This window comes from Stenotrophomonas sp. Ste96, from assembly GCF_024519495.1.
GTDB lineage: Bacteria > Pseudomonadota > Gammaproteobacteria > Xanthomonadales > Xanthomonadaceae > Stenotrophomonas > Stenotrophomonas bentonitica_A.
This window is the reverse complement of the sequence record NZ_JALJRX010000001.1, coordinates 680689-699166: the sequence shown is the minus strand read 5'-3', so window position 1 is coordinate 699166 and position 18478 is coordinate 680689. Positions and strand designations below refer to the sequence as shown.

At 63.6% G+C, this 18478-nt stretch carries 12 protein-coding genes; 8 read left to right on the top strand and 4 right to left on the bottom strand.

Going from position 1 to position 18478, the window contains the following annotated elements; genetic code table 11:
- The 6 genes from OC373_RS03160 (at nucleotide 1) to OC373_RS03135 (ending at nucleotide 13136) form a co-directional block, all read left to right on the top strand.
- A complete protein-coding gene (locus OC373_RS03160; protein WP_261997039.1) occupies nucleotides 1–1968 on the top strand; it encodes a hypothetical protein in 1968 nt (655 codons plus the stop codon).
- Between the two features lie 4 nt (nucleotides 1969–1972).
- The gene (locus OC373_RS03155; protein WP_261997038.1) at nucleotides 1973–2734 is read left to right on the top strand and encodes a hypothetical protein; all 762 of its coding nucleotides are present in this window, start codon (nucleotides 1973–1975) and stop codon (nucleotides 2732–2734) included.
- 55 nt (nucleotides 2735–2789) lie between these two features.
- Complete coding sequence (locus OC373_RS03150; protein WP_261997037.1) at nucleotides 2790–3155, top strand: hypothetical protein; 366 nt, start codon at nucleotides 2790–2792, stop codon at nucleotides 3153–3155.
- Between the two features lie 96 nt (nucleotides 3156–3251).
- Nucleotides 3252–7688: a phage tail protein gene (locus tag OC373_RS03145; protein WP_261997036.1), complete on the top strand. Its 4437-nt coding sequence runs from the start codon at nucleotides 3252–3254 to the stop codon at nucleotides 7686–7688.
- A gap of 9 nt (nucleotides 7689–7697) precedes the next feature.
- Nucleotides 7698–12863, top strand: coding sequence for a carbohydrate binding domain-containing protein (locus tag OC373_RS03140; RefSeq protein WP_261997035.1), 5166 nt, complete (start codon nucleotides 7698–7700; stop codon nucleotides 12861–12863).
- 75 nt (nucleotides 12864–12938) lie between these two features.
- Nucleotides 12939–13136, top strand: coding sequence for a hypothetical protein (locus tag OC373_RS03135; protein ID WP_070471446.1), 198 nt, complete (start codon nucleotides 12939–12941; stop codon nucleotides 13134–13136).
- Between the two features lie 4 nt (nucleotides 13137–13140).
- Here the strand turns inward: OC373_RS03135 and OC373_RS03130 are convergent, their stop codons facing one another.
- Together OC373_RS03130 and OC373_RS03125 are read right to left on the bottom strand one after the other, a co-directional pair.
- Complete coding sequence (locus OC373_RS03130; protein WP_261997034.1) at nucleotides 13141–13806, bottom strand: SOS response-associated peptidase; 666 nt, start codon at nucleotides 13804–13806, stop codon at nucleotides 13141–13143.
- A 42-nt stretch (nucleotides 13807–13848) separates the two neighbouring features.
- Entirely contained in the window at nucleotides 13849–14748 is a 900-nt protein-coding gene (locus OC373_RS03125) for a hypothetical protein (RefSeq protein ID WP_261997033.1), read from the bottom strand.
- Between the two features lie 60 nt (nucleotides 14749–14808).
- Between OC373_RS03125 and OC373_RS03120 the strand changes: the two genes are divergently transcribed.
- Complete coding sequence (locus tag OC373_RS03120) at nucleotides 14809–15111, top strand: hypothetical protein (protein WP_261997032.1); 303 nt, start codon at nucleotides 14809–14811, stop codon at nucleotides 15109–15111.
- A 440-nt stretch (nucleotides 15112–15551) separates the two neighbouring features.
- Nucleotides 15552–16310 (top strand): hypothetical protein, encoded by a 759-nt coding sequence (locus OC373_RS03115; RefSeq protein WP_261997031.1) that lies wholly within the window; start codon nucleotides 15552–15554, stop codon nucleotides 16308–16310.
- A gap of 24 nt (nucleotides 16311–16334) precedes the next feature.
- Here OC373_RS03115 and OC373_RS03110 read toward each other — a convergent pair whose 3' ends face one another.
- Together OC373_RS03110 and OC373_RS03105 are read right to left on the bottom strand one after the other, a co-directional pair.
- The gene (locus tag OC373_RS03110; RefSeq protein WP_261997030.1) at nucleotides 16335–17207 is read right to left on the bottom strand and encodes a hypothetical protein; all 873 of its coding nucleotides are present in this window, start codon (nucleotides 17205–17207) and stop codon (nucleotides 16335–16337) included.
- A gap of 43 nt (nucleotides 17208–17250) precedes the next feature.
- Nucleotides 17251–18450: an integrase arm-type DNA-binding domain-containing protein gene (locus tag OC373_RS03105; RefSeq protein ID WP_315985445.1), complete on the bottom strand. Its 1200-nt coding sequence runs from the start codon at nucleotides 18448–18450 to the stop codon at nucleotides 17251–17253.
- Nucleotides 18451–18478: the final 28 nt, after the last annotated feature.

Below are 18478 nucleotides of genomic sequence, written 5' to 3'. Positions count from 1 at the left end.
ATGGCTGACAATTTCGGGCGCTTCGCTGCGGTTCCCATCGGCCCGCTGCTGGCGGCGCGAGACGGCGGCCTCACACTGGCCACCACCGCCGCGGCCAATATCAGCCGCATGGCCAAGTCGGACGTGGCGCAAAGCACGGGAACGGTGGGGGTCGAGTTCGCCGTTTGGGGCGATGATCCGATGTCGGCAGTGGTCGGCATTGTCACGGCAGCAGCGCCGCTCAATACCTACCCGGGGGCCACGGCTGCGGGCGTCGGATGGGAGCTGGGCACGGGGCGAGTGATGTTGAACGGCGCGGCTGTCGCCAGCGGCTTGCCGATCGCCAAGCCCGGTGACATCGCTGGGCTGCGGTTGGTCTTCGGCACACCGACCCGGATGCAGTTCTACCTGGGGGCCACGCAGGTTCATCAGCGGGATATCACACTGGCTGGCCCGTTGCACTTTGCCGCCGCGCTAGCGGCGAGCAAGGCTGGCGGTCTGTGCATGGTGGTGAACGCCGGGCAGTGGAATGCGCGGGGGCCGGCTGCGCTCGCCGGCTGGAGGGTGGCCAAGGCCTCCGGGCCCGTCACCCGCCTGTCCGACGTGGACTGGCTGACTGCACCGGGCGACCTGCCGGCCAACGCACGCTACGAGGGGCTGATCGCCGAAGGGGTGAGCCTGATCAGCGAGATCAACTTCTGGCCGTGGGGCGGCGACCCGGTCACCCAGACCAGTGCTGCTGAGTGCGTGGTTCTCGACGCCGAGGGGCTGCTCGACAGCCTGGCGCTGTCCGGCGCCTCAGGGATGCCGGTCCAGATCCGGGCAGGCAGCTCCGCCGGCATGCTGGCGGACACCTCTGCCCTGTTCCGCTTCACCGTGGACCGCATCGAGATCAACGACGACGGCAGCAAGACGGTTCACTTCCGCGATGCTCACGACGATCTGGACGAGACGATCAACCGCGGCGTCTTCATGCCCAACATCCCCGCCTTGGCATGGAAGCCGCAGCCGGTCGTGATAGGGGCGGTGGCCAGCGTGCCGGCGATGGGGGCCAATTCGGATGCGACGGCGATGTTCGTGGCCGACGGCCTGGTCTACGCTGATGCGGTGATGGACCGTGGTGACCTGATGGAGCCGGGCACGTTCTCTCTGTCGCCCGACGGACAGCAGCTCATCATGAAGTCGCCGCCGGTCACGCCGGTGGTGGCCGACCTTTCCAGTGTTGGGCCCGGCCAGCGCCCGGCCACGCTGCAGCAGGCGATGGCGGACATCATGGGCCGCCTGGGCAAAACCTCATGGTCGGGCGGCGACTGCGCCGCGGTGGATGCTGCAACCGGCTACGCGGGCGTGGGCTACTACGCCGGCAATGCGATCACCGGGCGGGATGCCATGAACGCCATCCTCCCGAGCTACGGTGCCGCCTGCTACCAGGACGCCACCGGCGTGCTGCGCTTCACCAGGGTGGTGGCCCCCGAGACGATCTCCGGTGCTCCGGCGTTCGAGCTCACGGCCAACGATCTGGCCGAGGATCTGCTCGCGGTGCCAGACGACGCACCGAACCTGACGCGCCGCATGGCCTACCGGCCGAACGCTCAGGCGTTGGCCGCTTCGGATCTGGTCACGGATGTGGTGGACGTTCCGCAGGCGCGACGCGACGAGCTGAGCGGCTTGTTCCGCGCACAGGTTTACGGAGGCGGGGTGCTGCACCAGCACTATCGCCGGGCGGACGCGGCAGATCCGGTGATCTCGCTCTTCTGGAACGCAGCCGACGCCCAGTCGGAGATCGACCGGGTGGTGGGCATGTACCGGCAGCAGCGGTTCTTCTACCAGGTGATTGTGCGCGGCGATCAGAACTTGGCGCCGCAGCCCGGGCAGATCGGCCGCCTGACGTACCCGCGGTACGGCCTGGAAGAGGGCAAGGCGGTGCTGGTACGGCGCGTTGAGCGCAACCCGGCCACGGGCGACGTGGTCCTGACGATGTGGGGTTGATCGCATGCTGATCGGATTTGGAATGCCAACCCCTCAGTCGGTGGCGCTGGTAGGTGGGACCTGGTTGACGGCAGACGGAGGCGCGGCGCTGTTCGACGGCAAGCCCGCGCGCCGGGCGCGCATCGCCCGCACCGGTGCACTGTCCGTAAATATCACCCTGGCTGAGGCTGTTGTGCCGGGCATCGTGGCCGTGCTGGGCCTCAACGTACCCGCCGGCGTCGCCGTGCGGGCGGCGGGCGCCACCGGCCAGACCGTACGCCTGCCGACCGGGACCGTATGTGCATGGCTCTTCCCGACGGGCACGGCCGCAGTCAGCAGTGTGGCGGTCCAGATCGAAACCACGGTCGCCAACGTGGAGGTGGGGGAGATCGCGATCTTCCGGACGGTGGACGTTGGAATCACGGATGGATGGGCGGTGGCGCCGATCGACGCCAGCACCCACACGCGGACCAAGGGCGGCCAGGTGAACACGGTAGCCGGTGCCGTGTACCGCCGCCTGACCGCGACGCTGTCGGGCCGCGCGACGGCAGTGGTGCGCAAGGGCGGCCTGGCCGGAACGGACTGGGAGACGGTGGCAATGGCGATGGCGGGGCGCCAGCGCGCATGTGTCGTGCCGCAGTACCGCGACATTCAGACCAAGGTGTTCGATCCGGTTCTGGCCGCGCGCGCTGCCATGTATGGCCACGCCACCCAGCTGCCCTCTGCCGAGAACATCAGCCGGCAGTACTTCAGCGGATACCTGGAGTTTGAAGAAATTCCCGCCTGATTTGGCCGCGTTCGACGGTGATGCCAAACTCTCATTTCAACAAAGGAGGTTGCAAATGAGGAAGTTGGTAGTGCTGGCTCTGCTTTCAGCGCTGGTCAGTTGCGGGGGATCGGGGCCAAAGGTTTGGCGTGTAGTGGCGAAGCAGGGGGACTTCCACTTTGTGGAGATCGATGAGCGCTTCGCAGGAAATGCTGATGTTATCGGTCGTGCGGTAGCGGATGTGTGTAAGGAGAAGCGCTTCTGCTTTGTGGGTGTTTGGTCGTCCAAAGATCGGACCCCATCTGCACTGCCAATGAGTGACGATGCGGTGGCTACGCAGCTGGCGTCGTACCGACAGAACACTTCGACCGGACTGCAGAAGCTGATGCTGAAGTGCGGCAGATTTGCCGGTCAGGACGAGAGCACGTGCTTCTCCGACTGACGCGACTTCCGAGAATCTGATTGCTGCCCAGGCCTGTGCCGGGGGGATTAATCAAACAAGGCCCGCCATGTGCGGGCCTTTTTTTATGGACGGACCATGGCTCTCTACACCCTTACCGTTGACCTGCTCGCCGAAACCGGCAGTTTCGAGCGTGACCTGGGAAAAGCTGCGCGCGCGTCGGATCGATCTGCTCGAGCCATGCGGCAGATGCAGCGCGAGATGTCAGATAGCTTCGCCCAGGCTGCACGCGACGCCAAGTTGTCTGTCACCAGCATCGAAGTAAGCATGGCCACGCTGGCAAAGGGGTTCGGCGCGATCGGCGGCGGCGCGCTTCTCGGTAAGTTCATCACCGAAACCGTGAACGCTCAGAACGAGCTGGCCCAGTTGAATGCGGCCCTGAAATCCACCGGGCAGGCTGCCGGCTTCAACAGCAAGCAGCTGATCGACATGGCTGACAAGATGGCGAAGGCGACGGTCCATTCGTCGGGCGAGATTGTAAATGCACAGACGCGCTTGCTGTCTTACACCGGCATCGTGGGGGAGAACTTCCCGCGCGCGCTGCAGTTGGCGATTGATCAGTCCGTGCGATTGGGTGAGAACATCACTCAGTCTGCAGAGACCATTGGCAAGGCACTGGAGTACCCGGCAGAGGGTGTCTCAGCGCTGACGAAGCAAGGCTTCAAGTTCACCGCCCAGCAGAAGGACATGCTGGCGTCACTGGAGGCAGCTGGCCGACTCGGCGAGGCTCAGGCCATCGTAATGGGGGTGATGGAAGAGTCCTACGCGGGCGCCGGCAAGGCTGCGCGTGAGACGCTGGGCGGTGCCCTCAATGGCTTGAAAGAGTCATTTAACGGTCTGCTCGGCAGCCAGGCGCAGAGCGGAGGCATCGCCGCGGCCACGGCGGCGGTCAACTCGTTTGCCCAGAACCTCAACGTCGTGGCAGCGGTCGCCGTTCCGCTCGGCGTCGGCTTGGGCGTGTTCTACGCCGGCGGAAAGCTGACGAAGGGAATTGCAGCTCTAAACACGCTCTGGGCCACCAATGCAGTCGTGGCCAATCGGGCTTCGGTCGGCATGATGGGAATGGTCCCGGCGACCGTGCGCCTTACTGCAGCACAAACCGCCGCACGCGTCGCCGCAAAAGGCTTGGCATCTGCCTACGCGGCTCTGGGAGGTCCAGTTGGGATCGCCGCCGCCCTTGCCACGGCAGCAGCGGGATGGTGGGTGATTCGCGACAGTACCAAGGATGCGGACAGCGCGCTGATTGACTTCAACGGCACGCTCGACGAAACGATTGCAAAGTATCGGGAGCTGAACAAGCAGGAGCAGGCCGGTGAGCTGTTGAAGCTCGATGCCCGCATCAGCGAGTCGTATAAGGACGTTGCGGCGTCAATTGGCCAGATGACCTCGGCTGCAGCTGCCTTTGCTGACGTCTCTAAGGCGGACGCATTCATCAAAGAGACGGACCGGCTGAAGGTCTCGCTGCGTGCCGGAAAGATCACTGCGGACGAGTTCTCCGAAGGACTTGAGGCCGCCTGGAAGGTAATGGCTGATGGGTCGCCAGCGGCCGCCGCAATCTCCAAGGCGCTTACTCAGCAGACTGCAGCTGCTGCAACCAGCAGCCGGGAGCTTGAGAGGCAGCGCGGGTTGATGGAAGCTCTCACAGGTGTTAGCGGTGAGGCCGAGAAGCAAACAGACGCAACCACCGCGGCGTTGAATCGCCAGGCAGTGGCTTCCAAAGCCGCTTCTGATGGGATCGACCAGCACCTGAAGTCCCTGCAGTCCAGCATCGATGGCCAGCTCGTCAACCTGGTGCGCCTGAAGCAAGGCGCCGAGGCGGCCTTCATGGTCGACGTTGGCCAGAAGATCAACGCCGCCGGCGGCGCGGACAAGCTGAGCGCGGAACAGCGCGCTGAGTACAACAAGCAGATCGCGCTGGGCTTGAATTTGATCCGCCAGACGGAGGTGGCGCAGAAGGCTGCTCAGGCCTCGAAGGCCGGCGACAAGGCGGCGATCAAAGAGCACAAGGCGGCGACCGAGGCGCTTGAGCGCTACCGGCAGCAGGCGGAACTGGCCGCAGCGGCGATGAATGGCCCGCTCGACGAGGCGATGGCCAAGCACCTGCAGAACATGGCCGAGTACAACGCCGCGCTGGCGAAGGGCAACATCGCCCAGGCCGACGCAAACGTGCTCATGGCCCAGAGCGCGATGGAATACGCCAAGGTGGCGGCGGAGGTGGATCGGGCCATTTCGAGTCCAGAGGCCCTGCTTGCGACCATGGACGGCGAGCTGGCCATGCTGGGCAAGATCGGGCGCGCGCGCGAGCTGTACCGCCGGCAGCTGCTCAATGAGCGCGACATGCGCCAGGAGCTGCAGAAGGCGGTGGAGGCCGCCGGTGGCAAGGAAGCGCTGGCGTTGGCCAAGGGCGCGGCGAGCTATGAAGAATACGAGCGGTCGATGCTGGCCGCGGCTGATGCTTCCGCGGCGCTGTCGCTGCAGGTGGAAGAGGCCGCGGCCAATGTCGAGGCGTGGGCCAACGTGGTGATCTACGGCGTCGGCGATGCCGCGGATGCCATGGCGGACTTCGTTGCCGGCGGGCTGCGCGACTTCAACGGCCTGTGGGATGACCTGAAGGACGTGGCAAAGCAGGGACTGCGCGACCTCGCGCGGCAGCTGCTGCAGCAGAAGCTGGTGATCCCGATCCAGACCCGGATCATGGAAGGCTTCAGCAACTGGGGCAGCCAGGGCGGCGGCTTCAGCATGCAGAGCATCATGGGCATGTTCGGCGGGAACGGATCCGCCGCCGGCGGCCAGAACGTCGGGACCATCGCCGGGCTGTTGTCCAAGGGGCAGGGCCTTTTCAGTGCCGGATCTGCCGCGTCGAGTGGCGCCAGCGCGGGCAGCCTCATGGGCTTCGGCAACAACGTGGCAGCACTCACTGGCGGCGGCGCCGCGGGTGGGTCTGCAGCAGCTGGCGCTGGTGCTGCCGGTTCTTCCGCCGCGGCGGCGGTGCCGATCATCGGCTGGATCATCGCCGGCATGATGAAGAACGCGGAGCTGTTCGATCAGGGATGGGACATCGCCAACGGCGAAAGCTGGGCGGGCAAGATCGCCACGGCGGGCGCTGTCGGCTTGGCAGACAAGGGGTTCCGTGGACTGGGCCTCAACGACAAGACGGCATCGATCCTGTCCGGCTCCAGCATCCACGCAAAGCTGTTCGGCCGAAGCGCGCCCAAGATCACGGGCCAGGGCATCACCGGCAGCTATGGTTTCGATGGCTTTGCCGGCCAGAGCTATGCCGACGTAAAGGCCAAGGGCGGCCTGTTCCGCAGCGACAAGAAGTGGACCCAGTACACCGGCCTCGACCCCAATATTGATCGCACCTTCGACATGGCCGCGCGCCAGGTGCGCGGGGCGACGACGGACCTCGCCAAGCAGCTGGGTGTCGATTTGACGCAGCAGCTCGCCGGCGTCCGGGTGAGCCTGGGCAAGCTGACGCTATCGGCCGACTCGGCCGAGGCTAAGGCCCAGCTGGAGGCCTATCTGGGCGACATGACCGATCGCCTGTTCACCGAGGCGGTGCAGGCGGCCGGCTTCGGCAACCAGCTCGACGGCTACTACGAGTCGGCCGACGTGTTCTCCGCGCTGAGCGCATCCATCGCGCTGGCCGTGGGCAATGCCGACGAGCTGGGTCGGGCGCTCAACAGCATGGAGATCGAGAAGGTCAACAAGGCGGTCGACTACTTCCAGGACTTGGCCGGCGTCGCCGGGACGGATCTGGCGACCCAGATCGAGAAGGTCACCGGGCTGCTGGGGAACTACGCCACGCTGATGGCCGACGTGTCCACGCAGCTGCTCACCGGCAACCTGACGCAGTACCAGTCGCAGGCGCTGACGATCGAGCGCACGTACCGCCAGCAGGTGAAGGCGGCCAACGACTACGCCAAGGCGCTGGGCTTGTCAGGCGCCCGGGCGGAAGACCTGGCCAAGATCGAAGCACTGCGGGCGACCAACATGGGCAAGCTGCAGGCCCAGATAGACGCCGACAAGAAGGCCATGAAGTACGGGCTGTCGATCAGCGACTTATCGCCGCTGACCGATCAGGAGAAGCTGCAGGAGACGATGCGGGAGCTGGAGCGCGCGGTGTCCGGCGGCGACAGCAGCGCGGCGCAGGCGGCCGCACAGGCGGCCCTGGGCTTCGGGCGCAACCTGTTCGCCAGCGGCAAGGACTACAACAACCTGTACGGCCAAGTCACTGGCCTGATCGACAGCATGAAGGTGGGCGATCTCGACCTCGAGGACGGCACCAGCATGGGCAAGCTGGCCGACGTGATCGAGGCTTTGCCGGACAACTTCAGCCGGGCGGTGTTCGATCTGGTGGTCGATGGGAAGGGTCAGGCCGAGACGACGGCGGCCGTACAGCAGGGCAATACCCTGCTGGCCGAACAGAACCAAGTGCTCCGCGACCTTCTGCGCGTCACCACGTCCGGCGTACGCACGAGCAACAGCGCGTCACTGCGCGAAGCGCTGAACTAAGGATCCCCAATGCAAGAACGGAAAATTACCCTGATCGATATCGGGGCGGGCGCGCTGCCGTCTGTCACCCCGGTGACGGCGCAGAACTCGTCATGGTTCCCGACGGTGTACGTGTCCGCAGAGACGCCGCCGGTGGACGGCGTGACACCGGAGCCGGTGGCCGACGGCGTTCTGATCGAGTGGGACGCCGTCGATCAGGCCGGGGTGGTCTACATCATCGAGCGGGGCCCCAGCCAGAATGGGCCGTGGACGGAGATCCACCGCACCACCGAAACCCGCTACCTCTACAGCGATGGCAGCGGGCAGAAGTGGTTCTTCCGAATCACCGCGTCCGTGCGGGGGAAGCCGGGGCAGGGCACGGTGGTGGAGGCAACACCCGCGCCGACCACCGCCGAGCTGGTCGCCGCCCAGCAGAAGCTGGACAAGGAGATCGTGGACCGCGTGCTGGCTGACGCCAATGAGGCCGCCAGCCGCGCCCGCGATATCGGACTGGTGAACGCCGGACTGGTGCAGGAGGCGCAGACTCGCGTCACCCAGATCGGCCAGGCCATGGATGCGGTCGCTGCCGAGAGCCGGACCCGCGCCACGCAGCTGCTCAACGAGAAGATGGAGCGCGAGGCAGCCATCACCGCGGTCAGCGAGACGCAGCAGAATGGATTCGATTCCCTGTCACGCGCGCTGTCGGAGGTCGCCGCTGGCAGTGGCACGCAGTTCGACAGCAAGCGTATCTGGGACTTCAACCTGACCGTTGAAAGCTGGACGGGCAACGGTGCGCCCGTGCTGGTAGACGGCTGGCTGCGCCCGGCGAATGCTGCGGCCAATCCCTACGTGCAATCGCCGGGTGGGCTGGGGATCGACGGCAGCGCCTACCGCTACGTCAAGATTCGAATCAAGAAGGTCGGTAAGCCCTCCTGGGCGGGCGCACTCCAGTGGGTCACCACCACGGACGCAACGTGGAACGCCGCCAAGCGCGTGGTCATGACCGAACCGGCATGGGACGGCAACGGCGTCGCCACGATGGATGCGGCTGACGTGCCTTGGTGGCCGGCGACCGTGGCGGCGATCCGCCTGCAGCTAGGTGCGGCCCAGACACTGACCGATTACTACGTGATCGATTGGGTTGCGATCGGTCGGCCGTCGCCAGGCGCCAGCATGGCTCTCGTGCAGGAACAGGCCCAGGCGCAGACCACGGCACTTGCCGCCGAAGCCAGCAAGCGTGATGACCTGGCTGTGCAGATGCGCGGCAGCTACACGGGTAGCGATCTGAGCAAGGTGACCCAGGGCTTGATGGCGGACGAGCGAACTGCCCGTGCTACGGCCGACAGCGCGCAGCTGCAACGCATCACGACGATGGAAGCCCGCATGCCTGCCGGCAGCGGCGGCCTCGCCACGAGCGCATCGGTGACGACGCTGCAGGACGCGATGGTGGCCGCTGACCAGGCCAATGCCCAGGCGACGACAAAGGTGTCGTCGGATCTGCGCGCCGCAATGAGCCGCGGCGTGAATCTGGTGAACAACGGCGATATAGGCAACGACCTCGCTGGATGGCAGATCTCGGGCGGTCAGCCTGGCGCGTGGTCGGTCAGCGCCACGGAAGGTCGCGGTGGCGGCAGGTGTCTGAAAGGTGTCAGCATGCCGGTTGGGGTGGTCGCCTCGGCACAGGCCAACCTCAATGAGGGAATCGAGGTCAAAGTAGGACGGCGATACCGGCTGCGGGCCTGGGTAAAGGTCAGCGCTGACTACGTCGGCGACACCGACAATTCAAAGATCCGCGTAGGTGCCATCCGCACTGACGGCACGGAAGTACTGCTGTGGTCGCGCACCTATAACTCGGGTTGGACCAACTGGACGTTGGTGGAGGCTGTCTTCACGATTGCAGAGGGCACAGCGCGGTTCCGCCTGTCAGCCGGCATTCGCAATACTGCGGGCTATGTCCTGGTCGATGACTTCGAACTCGTCGACGTCACCGACGAAGAGCAGATAGCGGCCACCGCATCTGGCTTGTCTTCCCTCACTACGCGAACCGGCATCATCGAAGGGACGCAGAATGCGCAGGCAACTTTGATTGGGCAAGTCCAGTCCGGGCTTACTCAGACCAACGGCAACGTCACAGCCGCCCAGCAGGCTGCGCAGGCTGCAGCCGATGCCGCAGGGGCAAAAGGCAAGGTCATCTATGGGGCGGCGTTGCCGGCTGCTAACGATCGCTTGCCGCAGAACCTGTGGATCGATTCCACTGGAAATTCCAATACGCCCAAGCGGTGGAACGGGACGGCGTGGGCTGCCGTCAGCGACAAGGTGGCTACGGATGCTGCCGCGGCTGCAGCAGCAGCGCAGCAGACCGCCAATGCGGCGCAGAGCCAGGCAAGTGCCAACGCCGGTGCGCTCAGCACCTTGGACACAAAGGTCACGCAGCAAGGAGCAGCACTGACCTCGCTGGGTCAGGCGATCACCACCGTCAACGCAGAGCTCGATGGCCTGCGCACGCTCGGCGACAACCTGATCCCCAACAGCAACTTCTCCGCTGGTCTGCAATGGTGGTCCCTGCAGGCGCCGTTCCCGGTGTGGAGTGAAACAGCTGGCGACAGCCGCCCTGGCGTAACGATGACACGTACCACGTCGTCGAACCCTGCCTTGGGTGCGATGGACGCACAATGGATTCCAAACCGTGGGGCAAGGCGATACCGAGCCATCGTGCGCGCAATGGGCGTGTCCGGTGCCATGAACCTGATGGTGCGCTTGCAGCGCCAAAACCGCGAAACCCTCGCTGTTGGCTACAGCGACAAGCAATTGACGCTGGCGTCCAGCTTCGCCACATACGCCGTCGACTTCGATGCTGTGGATGCCACGATCGGGGCCGTGCGCCTGTGGGTCTATAACTACCCCAACAATGCGGTGGTGAGGGTCGATAGCGTCGAACTCTACGACATCACCGACCAGCTGGCTGCAGAGGCGAATGCAGCCGCCACCTCGACGCTCAGCGGCAAGGTGACTTCGCTGGAGGGCACCACCACAGCTCAAGGGGAGGCCATCACCAGCGTGAATGCCGCGATTGCCGCTACGCAGGCTGCCGGCCCTAACATCGTCATTGATGCGGGGTTCGAGGGATTCGCGTCAGAGCAGATCATCCATACCCTTGCCGCGGCTGGGGAGTTCCGCGCCAAAGCAGGCAATGCAGGTAGCTCGTGCTTCGAGGGCACCCGGGTCGGCTTGCTCCGTCGCACCGTTGCGCCATCCACCGGCAACACTGATGCGTACTTCGGGCCCAGCATCTCAGTGGTGACGGGGCGGACTTACTTTATTGAGGCGGTGGTCCGCAATAACAGCTTCTTCTCAGGAGTGGCGCCCGGTGCGGCGGTGTTCCGATTCGGCCTCAGCGTGCTCACCAGCGGTAACGCCCGAGCATGGCATGCCGGTGTCGAAAATCGCCGTTTGGACGCGCTGAGCCAGTGGACACGCGTCTCTGCCTACGTGACCGTGACCACCCCGAATGCGCGGTCAGCTCAGCTCTGGGTATCAATTCCGGGGTCGATGCCAACGGGCGGGTTGACCGATCAGAACGTGGGCGTGTTGGTAGACAACGTTATCTGGCAGGACGTGACCGACGCGTATGGCGCCAAGACGACGGCCGATGCGGCCGCTACCGGCCTATCCGCGCTGACCACGACCGTCACCCAGCAGGGCGGCCAGATCACTGCCCTCGGGCAGCAGGTCAACCAGGTCGGTGCCAGCGTTGCGGGCAAAGCTGACACTCAGGTCGTGCAGACGCTCACGGCCATGGTGAAAGACACGATGACCGGTGGCGGCAACCTGCTCTCCAACACGTTGTTCAAGGATGGGCGTCGCGGTTGGGGATGGTGGAACTCTGGCAACGGCACGTGGCACGAACTTGGGCTGGTCGCCGGGCCGGAGTGGGCCCCGCCTGGCTTGGTCCATTTCGGTGGATTTGCACCCTCGAATCTTGCCTTGAACACCCAGTTCTGGGCCGGTGACGAGCAGCCCGTGCCCGTTGTGGCAGGTAAGCGCTACTGCTTTTCCGCCTACATCAACTGCCACCGGGTGGGCTTGGCTCTGCTGATTTCCTTCAGGGACGCCAACGGCAATACGGTCGGTGAGCAGTATTCCGGCCCGGCCGATGCCACCAACATCACCCCACCCATCACGCTGGAGAGGTTGAAGCGACTGACCGTCGCCATGGTGGCACCTGCCGGTGCCGTCAGTGCGCGGGTCGGGTACTACCTCAGGGGCCTGGGCCTCAGCAACAACGAGGGCAACTACTTCTGGATCTTCCAGCCGATGCTGGAAGAGATGCGTGAGGGGCAGACTGGCCCGTCCCCGTACTCGGCGGGCGGAGGCGAGACTCTGGCTGGCTATAGCCTCTACGTCACGGCCGACGGCTTGACCGGCGGCATGGTCACAAAGAACGACGGCAAGGTCGTCGACATGAAGATCTTGGCGAACGTTCTTCAGATCCTCAGTCCGAACCAGCCGGAAGGCATCGAGATGCGCGATGGCTACATCCGCGTATGGAAGGGGAACTCGCAGCGGATCATCGGCACCGGCTTTGGCAGCGGCGACCTGATGGACTACTTCGGTCCGAACGTGGGTGCCGGCGCCGCCAACAAGATGAACGCCACGATGTGGATGGATGTGAGCGGGAACGCGTACTGGGGCGGTTCGCTGTCGGCAGGCATCTGGAAGAACGCCAATCGCACCAGCAGCACCGCCGCCAATCCGTACGTCGAGGTCGGTCCTTTCGCAGCGCACGGTAAACAGCGGGTGGTGGTGGCATCGTTCAGCACGTTCTCTCCGACCTACACCACCTGGTATGACGGAAGATCCTCGAGCAACGAGCCGCCGCCGCCAGCAATCGCGTCCAGCACCGTTCTACGTCTGCGTCGAAACGTGGGTGCTGGTCTGGAGTTGGTTTCACAGCAGGCTTTCCCCGCGTCCGCCGTATTGGTCAACCTCACCTATCACGATCGTGACGCTGGTATCCGGGAATTGCCCAACGGTGGGTGGCAGCAGGAGTACTACTTCGCCTGCAGCGGTTCCTTCACCGCTACCGAGCCGGGATCTACCTTCCAGAACTTCATTTACGAGGGCGCGATCACCACGCAGGCGATCCCGCAGATCGTGAGCCAGACCATCGCAGTGGTCAGTACCGAAGAGCCATAGGCGGCACCGCTGCCTCCTACCAATCGCTGACGCGGCGGCCAGCGTTCCCAGCCGCCGCACTACCAGGAGAGAACTATGAAATTTCGTGCAAAGCTGCAGATGGAAATGAAGACGGCAGACCAGCGCGGCGTCGTTACGCTGAGCTTCGTTCCGCTCGATGCGGGTGTGCCGCAGATGACGCTATCGGTGTCGCCAGCGGCTGCGGCCGGCATGGAGGTCGGTCGGATCTACAGCTTCACCGCGGAGGTCGAGCCCGAAGACGAGGTCGCCTGACGCGTCAGGCAACCTGGTCCAACAGGGCCGGTTGGTTGTTGCGCGGCGTGTTCACAGCGCGGCCGACGCGATAGGCCTCCATCGCCGGCGGCTCGCTGGCCAGCAGCATCGCCATCGCGTCGTCGGGCTCGGCCGCCAGCCAATCATCGGCTTGGCCGGCCGTCAGCCAAACCGGCATGCGGTCGTGGATATCGGCAGACACGCCACTGCTGTCGCCGGTGATAACGGTGAAGGTGCCCAGGTTGTCCGGGTCGAGCAGGGGGCTGGTGTCTTCCCACAGTCCGGCCGCCAGCAGCGGGCCGGCCGCGTGGATGAACCACGGATCCTTCTTTCCGTCCTCGGCATTGACCGACCACTCGTAGTACCCGGCCATGGGGATCAGGCAGCGGCGCTTCTTGAACGCAGACCGGAACGCGGGCTTGGTGGCCACCGTCTCGATGCGGGCGTTGATCGTGGAGCCCTGCAGCTTCTTGGCCTTGGCCCGGAAGGGGAGCAGGCCCCAGGAAAGCCGGGTGACCTGCAAGCCGGTGCCGCGATCGAGGATCACTGAGGCGCGCTGCGTCGGCGCCAGGTTGTAGCTCTCCGGGATCGACAGCAGGTCGCCGACCAGCTGGGGGAAGCCCAGGGTGTCAGCGTTCCGGATGGGGGTCTGGACGAATCGGCCGCACATTTTTTGTTCCCAGAATGACGGCGAGCCGAAGCGACGACTCGCCTATTGAGGAAATAGTCCCATTTCAACAGCTTTCGCCTCTACGGCGTCAAGAATATTCTTTACCACAGATTCAACATAGGAGAACGTAGGTTCAATCGGTTGCCCACAGACGACTGGGATGTCTCCAAATACAAGATGTACGCTAAATGTGATCTCGCCGATCACAAGGGATGTGTCTTTTGTTACTTCGGCAATCATCATTTCACCGTTGCCTTCGTTCCAAGGGCCCATTATTGAACCCGTTCCGCTCATGCTGACGTCCTTGAGGCTGGCCCCCGATAATGACCCGGGAAAGGTCTTGGTGATTCGGTGCTTGCTGGTATTGGCTATCTCGTTAAGTGCCCAGAGTTGCTGGTCGCCGTCCTTGTATGGGCGAAATGAAACCATCAGTTCAAAGATTTCCTCAGGCAGCTCGCGGCTCACCCCGGTAGATCTACCTCTAACTTCTTTTTCTGTGTCGCCGAATGGGAATGCACAGTTCTTTCCTCTCATGTTCGCCGCCTTTGCTACGGCGTAACCAACCTGGTCGAGAGCTTTGCGTAATGGCTCAAAAGCGTCGTTGACTGCGGCGGCGACAAAAATGGGAGTATTCTTTACCCGGCGTAGCACAGTCTTTTGCATGCCAGTAGATGGGGATTCCTCTGTGACCACGGCAAATGGTGTTGTTAATGCATATTTTGCGAGCGCTGCCTGGATGTCTTGGAACTTCTCCCTCGCCCTGGCGAGTTGATACCTTGGGCTTTCCATTGGTGCTACGTTGTAAATGCCGCTGGTCATGGTTCTGCCAAAAATAGGAATTGGTTCGTCTAATCCCACTTTGGCGATCGCTTTGTCAATAGACGGGGTTGGTACTGGGCCCCTGAAGGTTGATGCGCGCTCGTTTGCAGGGGTCGAGGTCATCTTTGCATGGCCCTGACGCACCGTCGCGGAATCTGAGACCCCGGCCCGTATCCTGCGCGCATGCTTCCTCCCGACTTCCGATGGCGCTCGGTCGCCAGCCGTGCCGATCAACTTCCCGATGCCATCTACTGCGGCATGACGGAGGTGTTGCGCCTGTCGCAGCGCGTGGACGATAAGGTCTGGTGGGTCGAGGTGGACCGTCATCTTGACGACCAGCACCGTGGCCGCCGGTTATGCACCAGCTACGAGCAGGGCGTAATCGGGTCGGAGCTATGGGCTGTAAGGCATCAGCAGCGGCTTCGCCTGGAGATCAATCAGCGTGAAGTGGCTCGCGCGGCCCAGCGGAAGAACCGGACCTGGTAGGCAGTCAGCCGGCGTTGCCTCCGTATCGGCACGTGCGACCGCCGGCGGCGACAGTGGCTCCATGGATCAGAAGAGCATCGGCAAGGCGCGCTGGGCGCGCGCGAGGGCGGCTTCGCTATGGCAGCAGGCCGACGACCTGGACATGAATCACAGCGGCGACTGGCGGGCAAGGGCGAGTCGCCGGCGTGGCGCTGACCGCCTCCGCGCGGAGGCCTCGAGGTTCGACGGCATCGCAAACCGGCTCCAGCCCTGGGACGACGACCAAGCCGCCTGATGCACTGACCCCAAACTGACCCCGGGCCACTGGTAAGTCATTGATTTCCGTAGGCCACCAATGATCGCGGGTGATCGGCTTAGTCGTTGTTTTTGTTGATCTTCCGCGACCTTGACATGGTAGGGGGCCATGCAACAATCCGATTTTGCGCTCCAGGATGAAACCAATGGTGCAGCACCCGGAACTGATAGCGGCATATCGCGAGCTGTTGCAGGGCATGGTGGCCGTCTATAGGGATCTCGAAGGGGGAATGACGCCACCGCAGAGATTTCCAGCGGGGAAGCGGGGGTACATCGACAGGCTCCCGAACCAAGATGCCAATCACGCGATCGTGCTGAAGCTAGCGGCAATGCTCAACTTCCTGAGTGGCGCACTGGTGTTATGTGAGGCGGGAGTGGTGGTGCCTCAAGGTGCAGTGAAGCGGATGGCGGACGAGGCCGGCGAGGATGTGCTGTTCCTGGTCATAGGTCTGACGGAGGGTATGACAGACCGTCACGAGGCATTCCTTGATTATTTTTGGCGAGAAGACTTCGCAAACTTCGACGACCCGCTCAATTCTTTTCAGAGCCGACCGCAGGTGCCGCGTGAGAAGATCGTTGCAGCGATTCATCGGATCACCGACGACCCCAGCACCGGCAACCGGGTTGCGAAGCTATTGTCGAAAACCTATTCTGGGTTTGTGCATGCAGCTGCCCCGCATGTCATGGAGATCTACGATCAGGAGACACAGACGTTCGCGGTTGAGTCGGGGCCAGCTATTCGCCGCAGCGATCACGAACGCGATCTGTGGAACTACATGTTCCGTGGAGCCGGCGCTGTGGCCGTTGCGGCCAAGGGATTTGGGAGTGACGCGCATTTCCAGAGAATGAAGTCGATCATCGATCACTTCGAGCGGCGCACCGAGTCATATGGCTTGGGTCGATAGCACGACTGGGGGACAGTTCCAAAGCTAGATGTGAAACCTCGGGCGCGATCCGTCTCTACGAACTTCCAATGCCAAATCGGCCCCGCTGATTCGCCGCATTGCGGAAGCAGCAATGAACTGGCTCGCAACTGCAAGCTCAACAATTTGCATGCGGCTCAGTCCTGAAGAGCCATATCGGCTAGCGACGAGGTTCGGCATCTTTTCGCAAACGCGTAGCAGCTCTTCGTCTTCATGATGCGGGCGCTCTTTCGCAAGCTCGCGAGCTAACTCAGGGAGTCTGTGTCCAAATTTGTCTTTAAGGACCTTCACCGGAACCCCAAGCTGAAGAAGCGACCCCTTCAACGCCAGTTCTGCTATCAGCAAGATGTGCTGTAGAGCAGCTTCGGAGGTTCTACCGGTATTCGACAGGCTTGCTGAAAGGTCTCCCAAGTGTTGCATCGCGCGATGAAAATACATGTGCTGCTCCGAATTCTGGGGCAAGCTGTCGAGGCCGCAACTGAGGTCGTGCAAGTCGGCGAACGCGTACGCTGATTTCGAGGCAATTTCTGGATCGTTGCGGCACCAAGCTCGCCACTCCGATGCGTCGGCAAACCCCAGTCCGGTGTGCAGGTCGACAATTCTCGGTCCAGAAACCACAGGCATCGTTATAAGGTGAACTCGATCAACTGAAGCGGCGAGACCCTGGCCGGCGCCAGGCCAGAAATCGCTTCCTGGAAACAGCGCACGATAGGCTGTGGAAATTTCTTCCAGCCCATCACTGGTGTGGAAGGGACCAATCGAGAAGCTAGGCCCTAAGATGCGCACTGCGGCTTGGAATGGCCGTGCATGGAGAGGAATGTTCTGCTCCGCGAATTCCCGATCCAGATTTAGCAGGTCGTCATTGGTGAATCTGGCCATCGCGGTTGGTCCATCCATGTTTTCACGATTTGAGCATGCCTAGTCAGCCCTGTGCAACGACGGGACAACGCAGCCGTTCCAGATAGTCCGCCCACTCCTGCATCATCCGCACGCGCTCGGCCATATGGGTCGTGCGGTTGTAGGCTCGGCCGTTTGGGTCGCGCACGGCGTGCGCCAGCTGGTGCTCGATGATGTCGGGCCGGAATCCGAGCACCTCGTCCAAGATCGTGCGCGCGGTGGCCCGGAACCCGTGGCCAGTCATCTGATCGCTCTCGAACCCCATCCGCCGCAGCGCGGTGTTCACCGTGTTTTCGCTCAACGGCCGCTGCACGCTGTTTCGGCCGGAGAACACGTACCTGCCCCGGTTGGTCAGCGGATGAATCTCCCGCAGGATGTCCAGAGCCTGCCGCGACAGCGGCACCAGGTGCTCGGCGCGCATCTTCATCCTGTCGGCGGGGATGAGCCACACGGCAGCGTCCAGATCGAACTCGGACCACTCGGCCTGGCGCAACTCTCCCGGCCTCACGAACACCAGCGGAGCCAAGGCGAGCGCCCAGCGCGTGACTGGCCTGCCCTGATAGGCGTGGATAGCGCGCAACAGCGGTGCCAGCTCCTTCGGCTCGGCCAAGGCTGCGTAGTGGCGCTTCGGCTTTGGCTGCAGCGCACCGCGTAGGTCGGCGACTGGGTTGCGCTTTGCCATGCCCGATGCAATGGCATAGCGCATGATCTGCCCGCAGTTCTGTATCACCCGATGGCCGGACTCGATGGCGCCGCGCCGTTCCATGCGTCGTGCGATCGACAGGAAATCCGGCGCCTCGAGTTCGGCAGCCTGTCGGGAGCCAATCCACGGGAACACGTCGTTCTCCATCCACGCCTCGACCTTGATGCGATACGACGGCGCCCAGATCCGGCCCTTCATCCACTCCCGCCCGATGGACTCGAACGTCAATGCGTCCAGCCCCGCCTTCGCTGCGGCCGCGTCCTTCTTCTGCTGGCTTGGGTCTGTGCCCTGGGCGAGCAGCCGGCGGGCGTCCTCGCGGCGGTTGCGTGCCAAGGCCAGAGTGACCTCCGGATACACCCCGAGCGCCAGGCGCTTCTCCTTGCCGCCGAATCGGTACTTCAGTCGCCACCAGCGGCCGCCTGCCGGCGAGATCTCCATATATAGGCCCCCGCCGTCGAAGAGCTTCTGTGTTTTGCCACTCGGCTTGGCGCGACGAATAGAGAGATCGGAGAGTGGGGGCATCGGTTCTGGGGGCATGGGGCAGGTGCCC

What these genes read in the sequence shown, in the direction of transcription:
- OC373_RS03145 (WP_261997036.1), top strand. Translation starts at nt 3,252, where the DNA reads ATGGCTCTCTACACCCTTACCGTTGACCTGCTCGCCGAAACCGGCAGT.
- OC373_RS03135 (WP_070471446.1), top strand. Translation starts at nt 12,939, where the DNA reads ATGAAATTTCGTGCAAAGCTGCAGATGGAAATGAAGACGGCAGACCAG.
- OC373_RS03155 (WP_261997038.1), top strand. Translation starts at nt 1,973, where the DNA reads ATGCTGATCGGATTTGGAATGCCAACCCCTCAGTCGGTGGCGCTGGTA.
- OC373_RS03125 (WP_261997033.1), bottom strand. Translation starts at nt 14,748, where the DNA reads ATGACCTCGACCCCTGCAAACGAGCGCGCATCAACCTTCAGGGGCCCA.
- OC373_RS03130 (WP_261997034.1), bottom strand. Translation starts at nt 13,806, where the DNA reads ATGTGCGGCCGATTCGTCCAGACCCCCATCCGGAACGCTGACACCCTG.
- OC373_RS03120 (WP_261997032.1), top strand. Translation starts at nt 14,809, where the DNA reads ATGCTTCCTCCCGACTTCCGATGGCGCTCGGTCGCCAGCCGTGCCGAT.
- OC373_RS03150 (WP_261997037.1), top strand. Translation starts at nt 2,790, where the DNA reads ATGAGGAAGTTGGTAGTGCTGGCTCTGCTTTCAGCGCTGGTCAGTTGC.
- OC373_RS03105 (WP_315985445.1), bottom strand. Translation starts at nt 18,450, where the DNA reads ATGCCCCCACTCTCCGATCTCTCTATTCGTCGCGCCAAGCCGAGTGGC.
- OC373_RS03115 (WP_261997031.1), top strand. Translation starts at nt 15,552, where the DNA reads ATGGTGCAGCACCCGGAACTGATAGCGGCATATCGCGAGCTGTTGCAG.
- OC373_RS03140 (WP_261997035.1), top strand. Translation starts at nt 7,698, where the DNA reads ATGCAAGAACGGAAAATTACCCTGATCGATATCGGGGCGGGCGCGCTG.
- OC373_RS03160 (WP_261997039.1), top strand. Translation starts at nt 1, where the DNA reads ATGGCTGACAATTTCGGGCGCTTCGCTGCGGTTCCCATCGGCCCGCTG.
- OC373_RS03110 (WP_261997030.1), bottom strand. Translation starts at nt 17,207, where the DNA reads ATGGCCAGATTCACCAATGACGACCTGCTAAATCTGGATCGGGAATTC.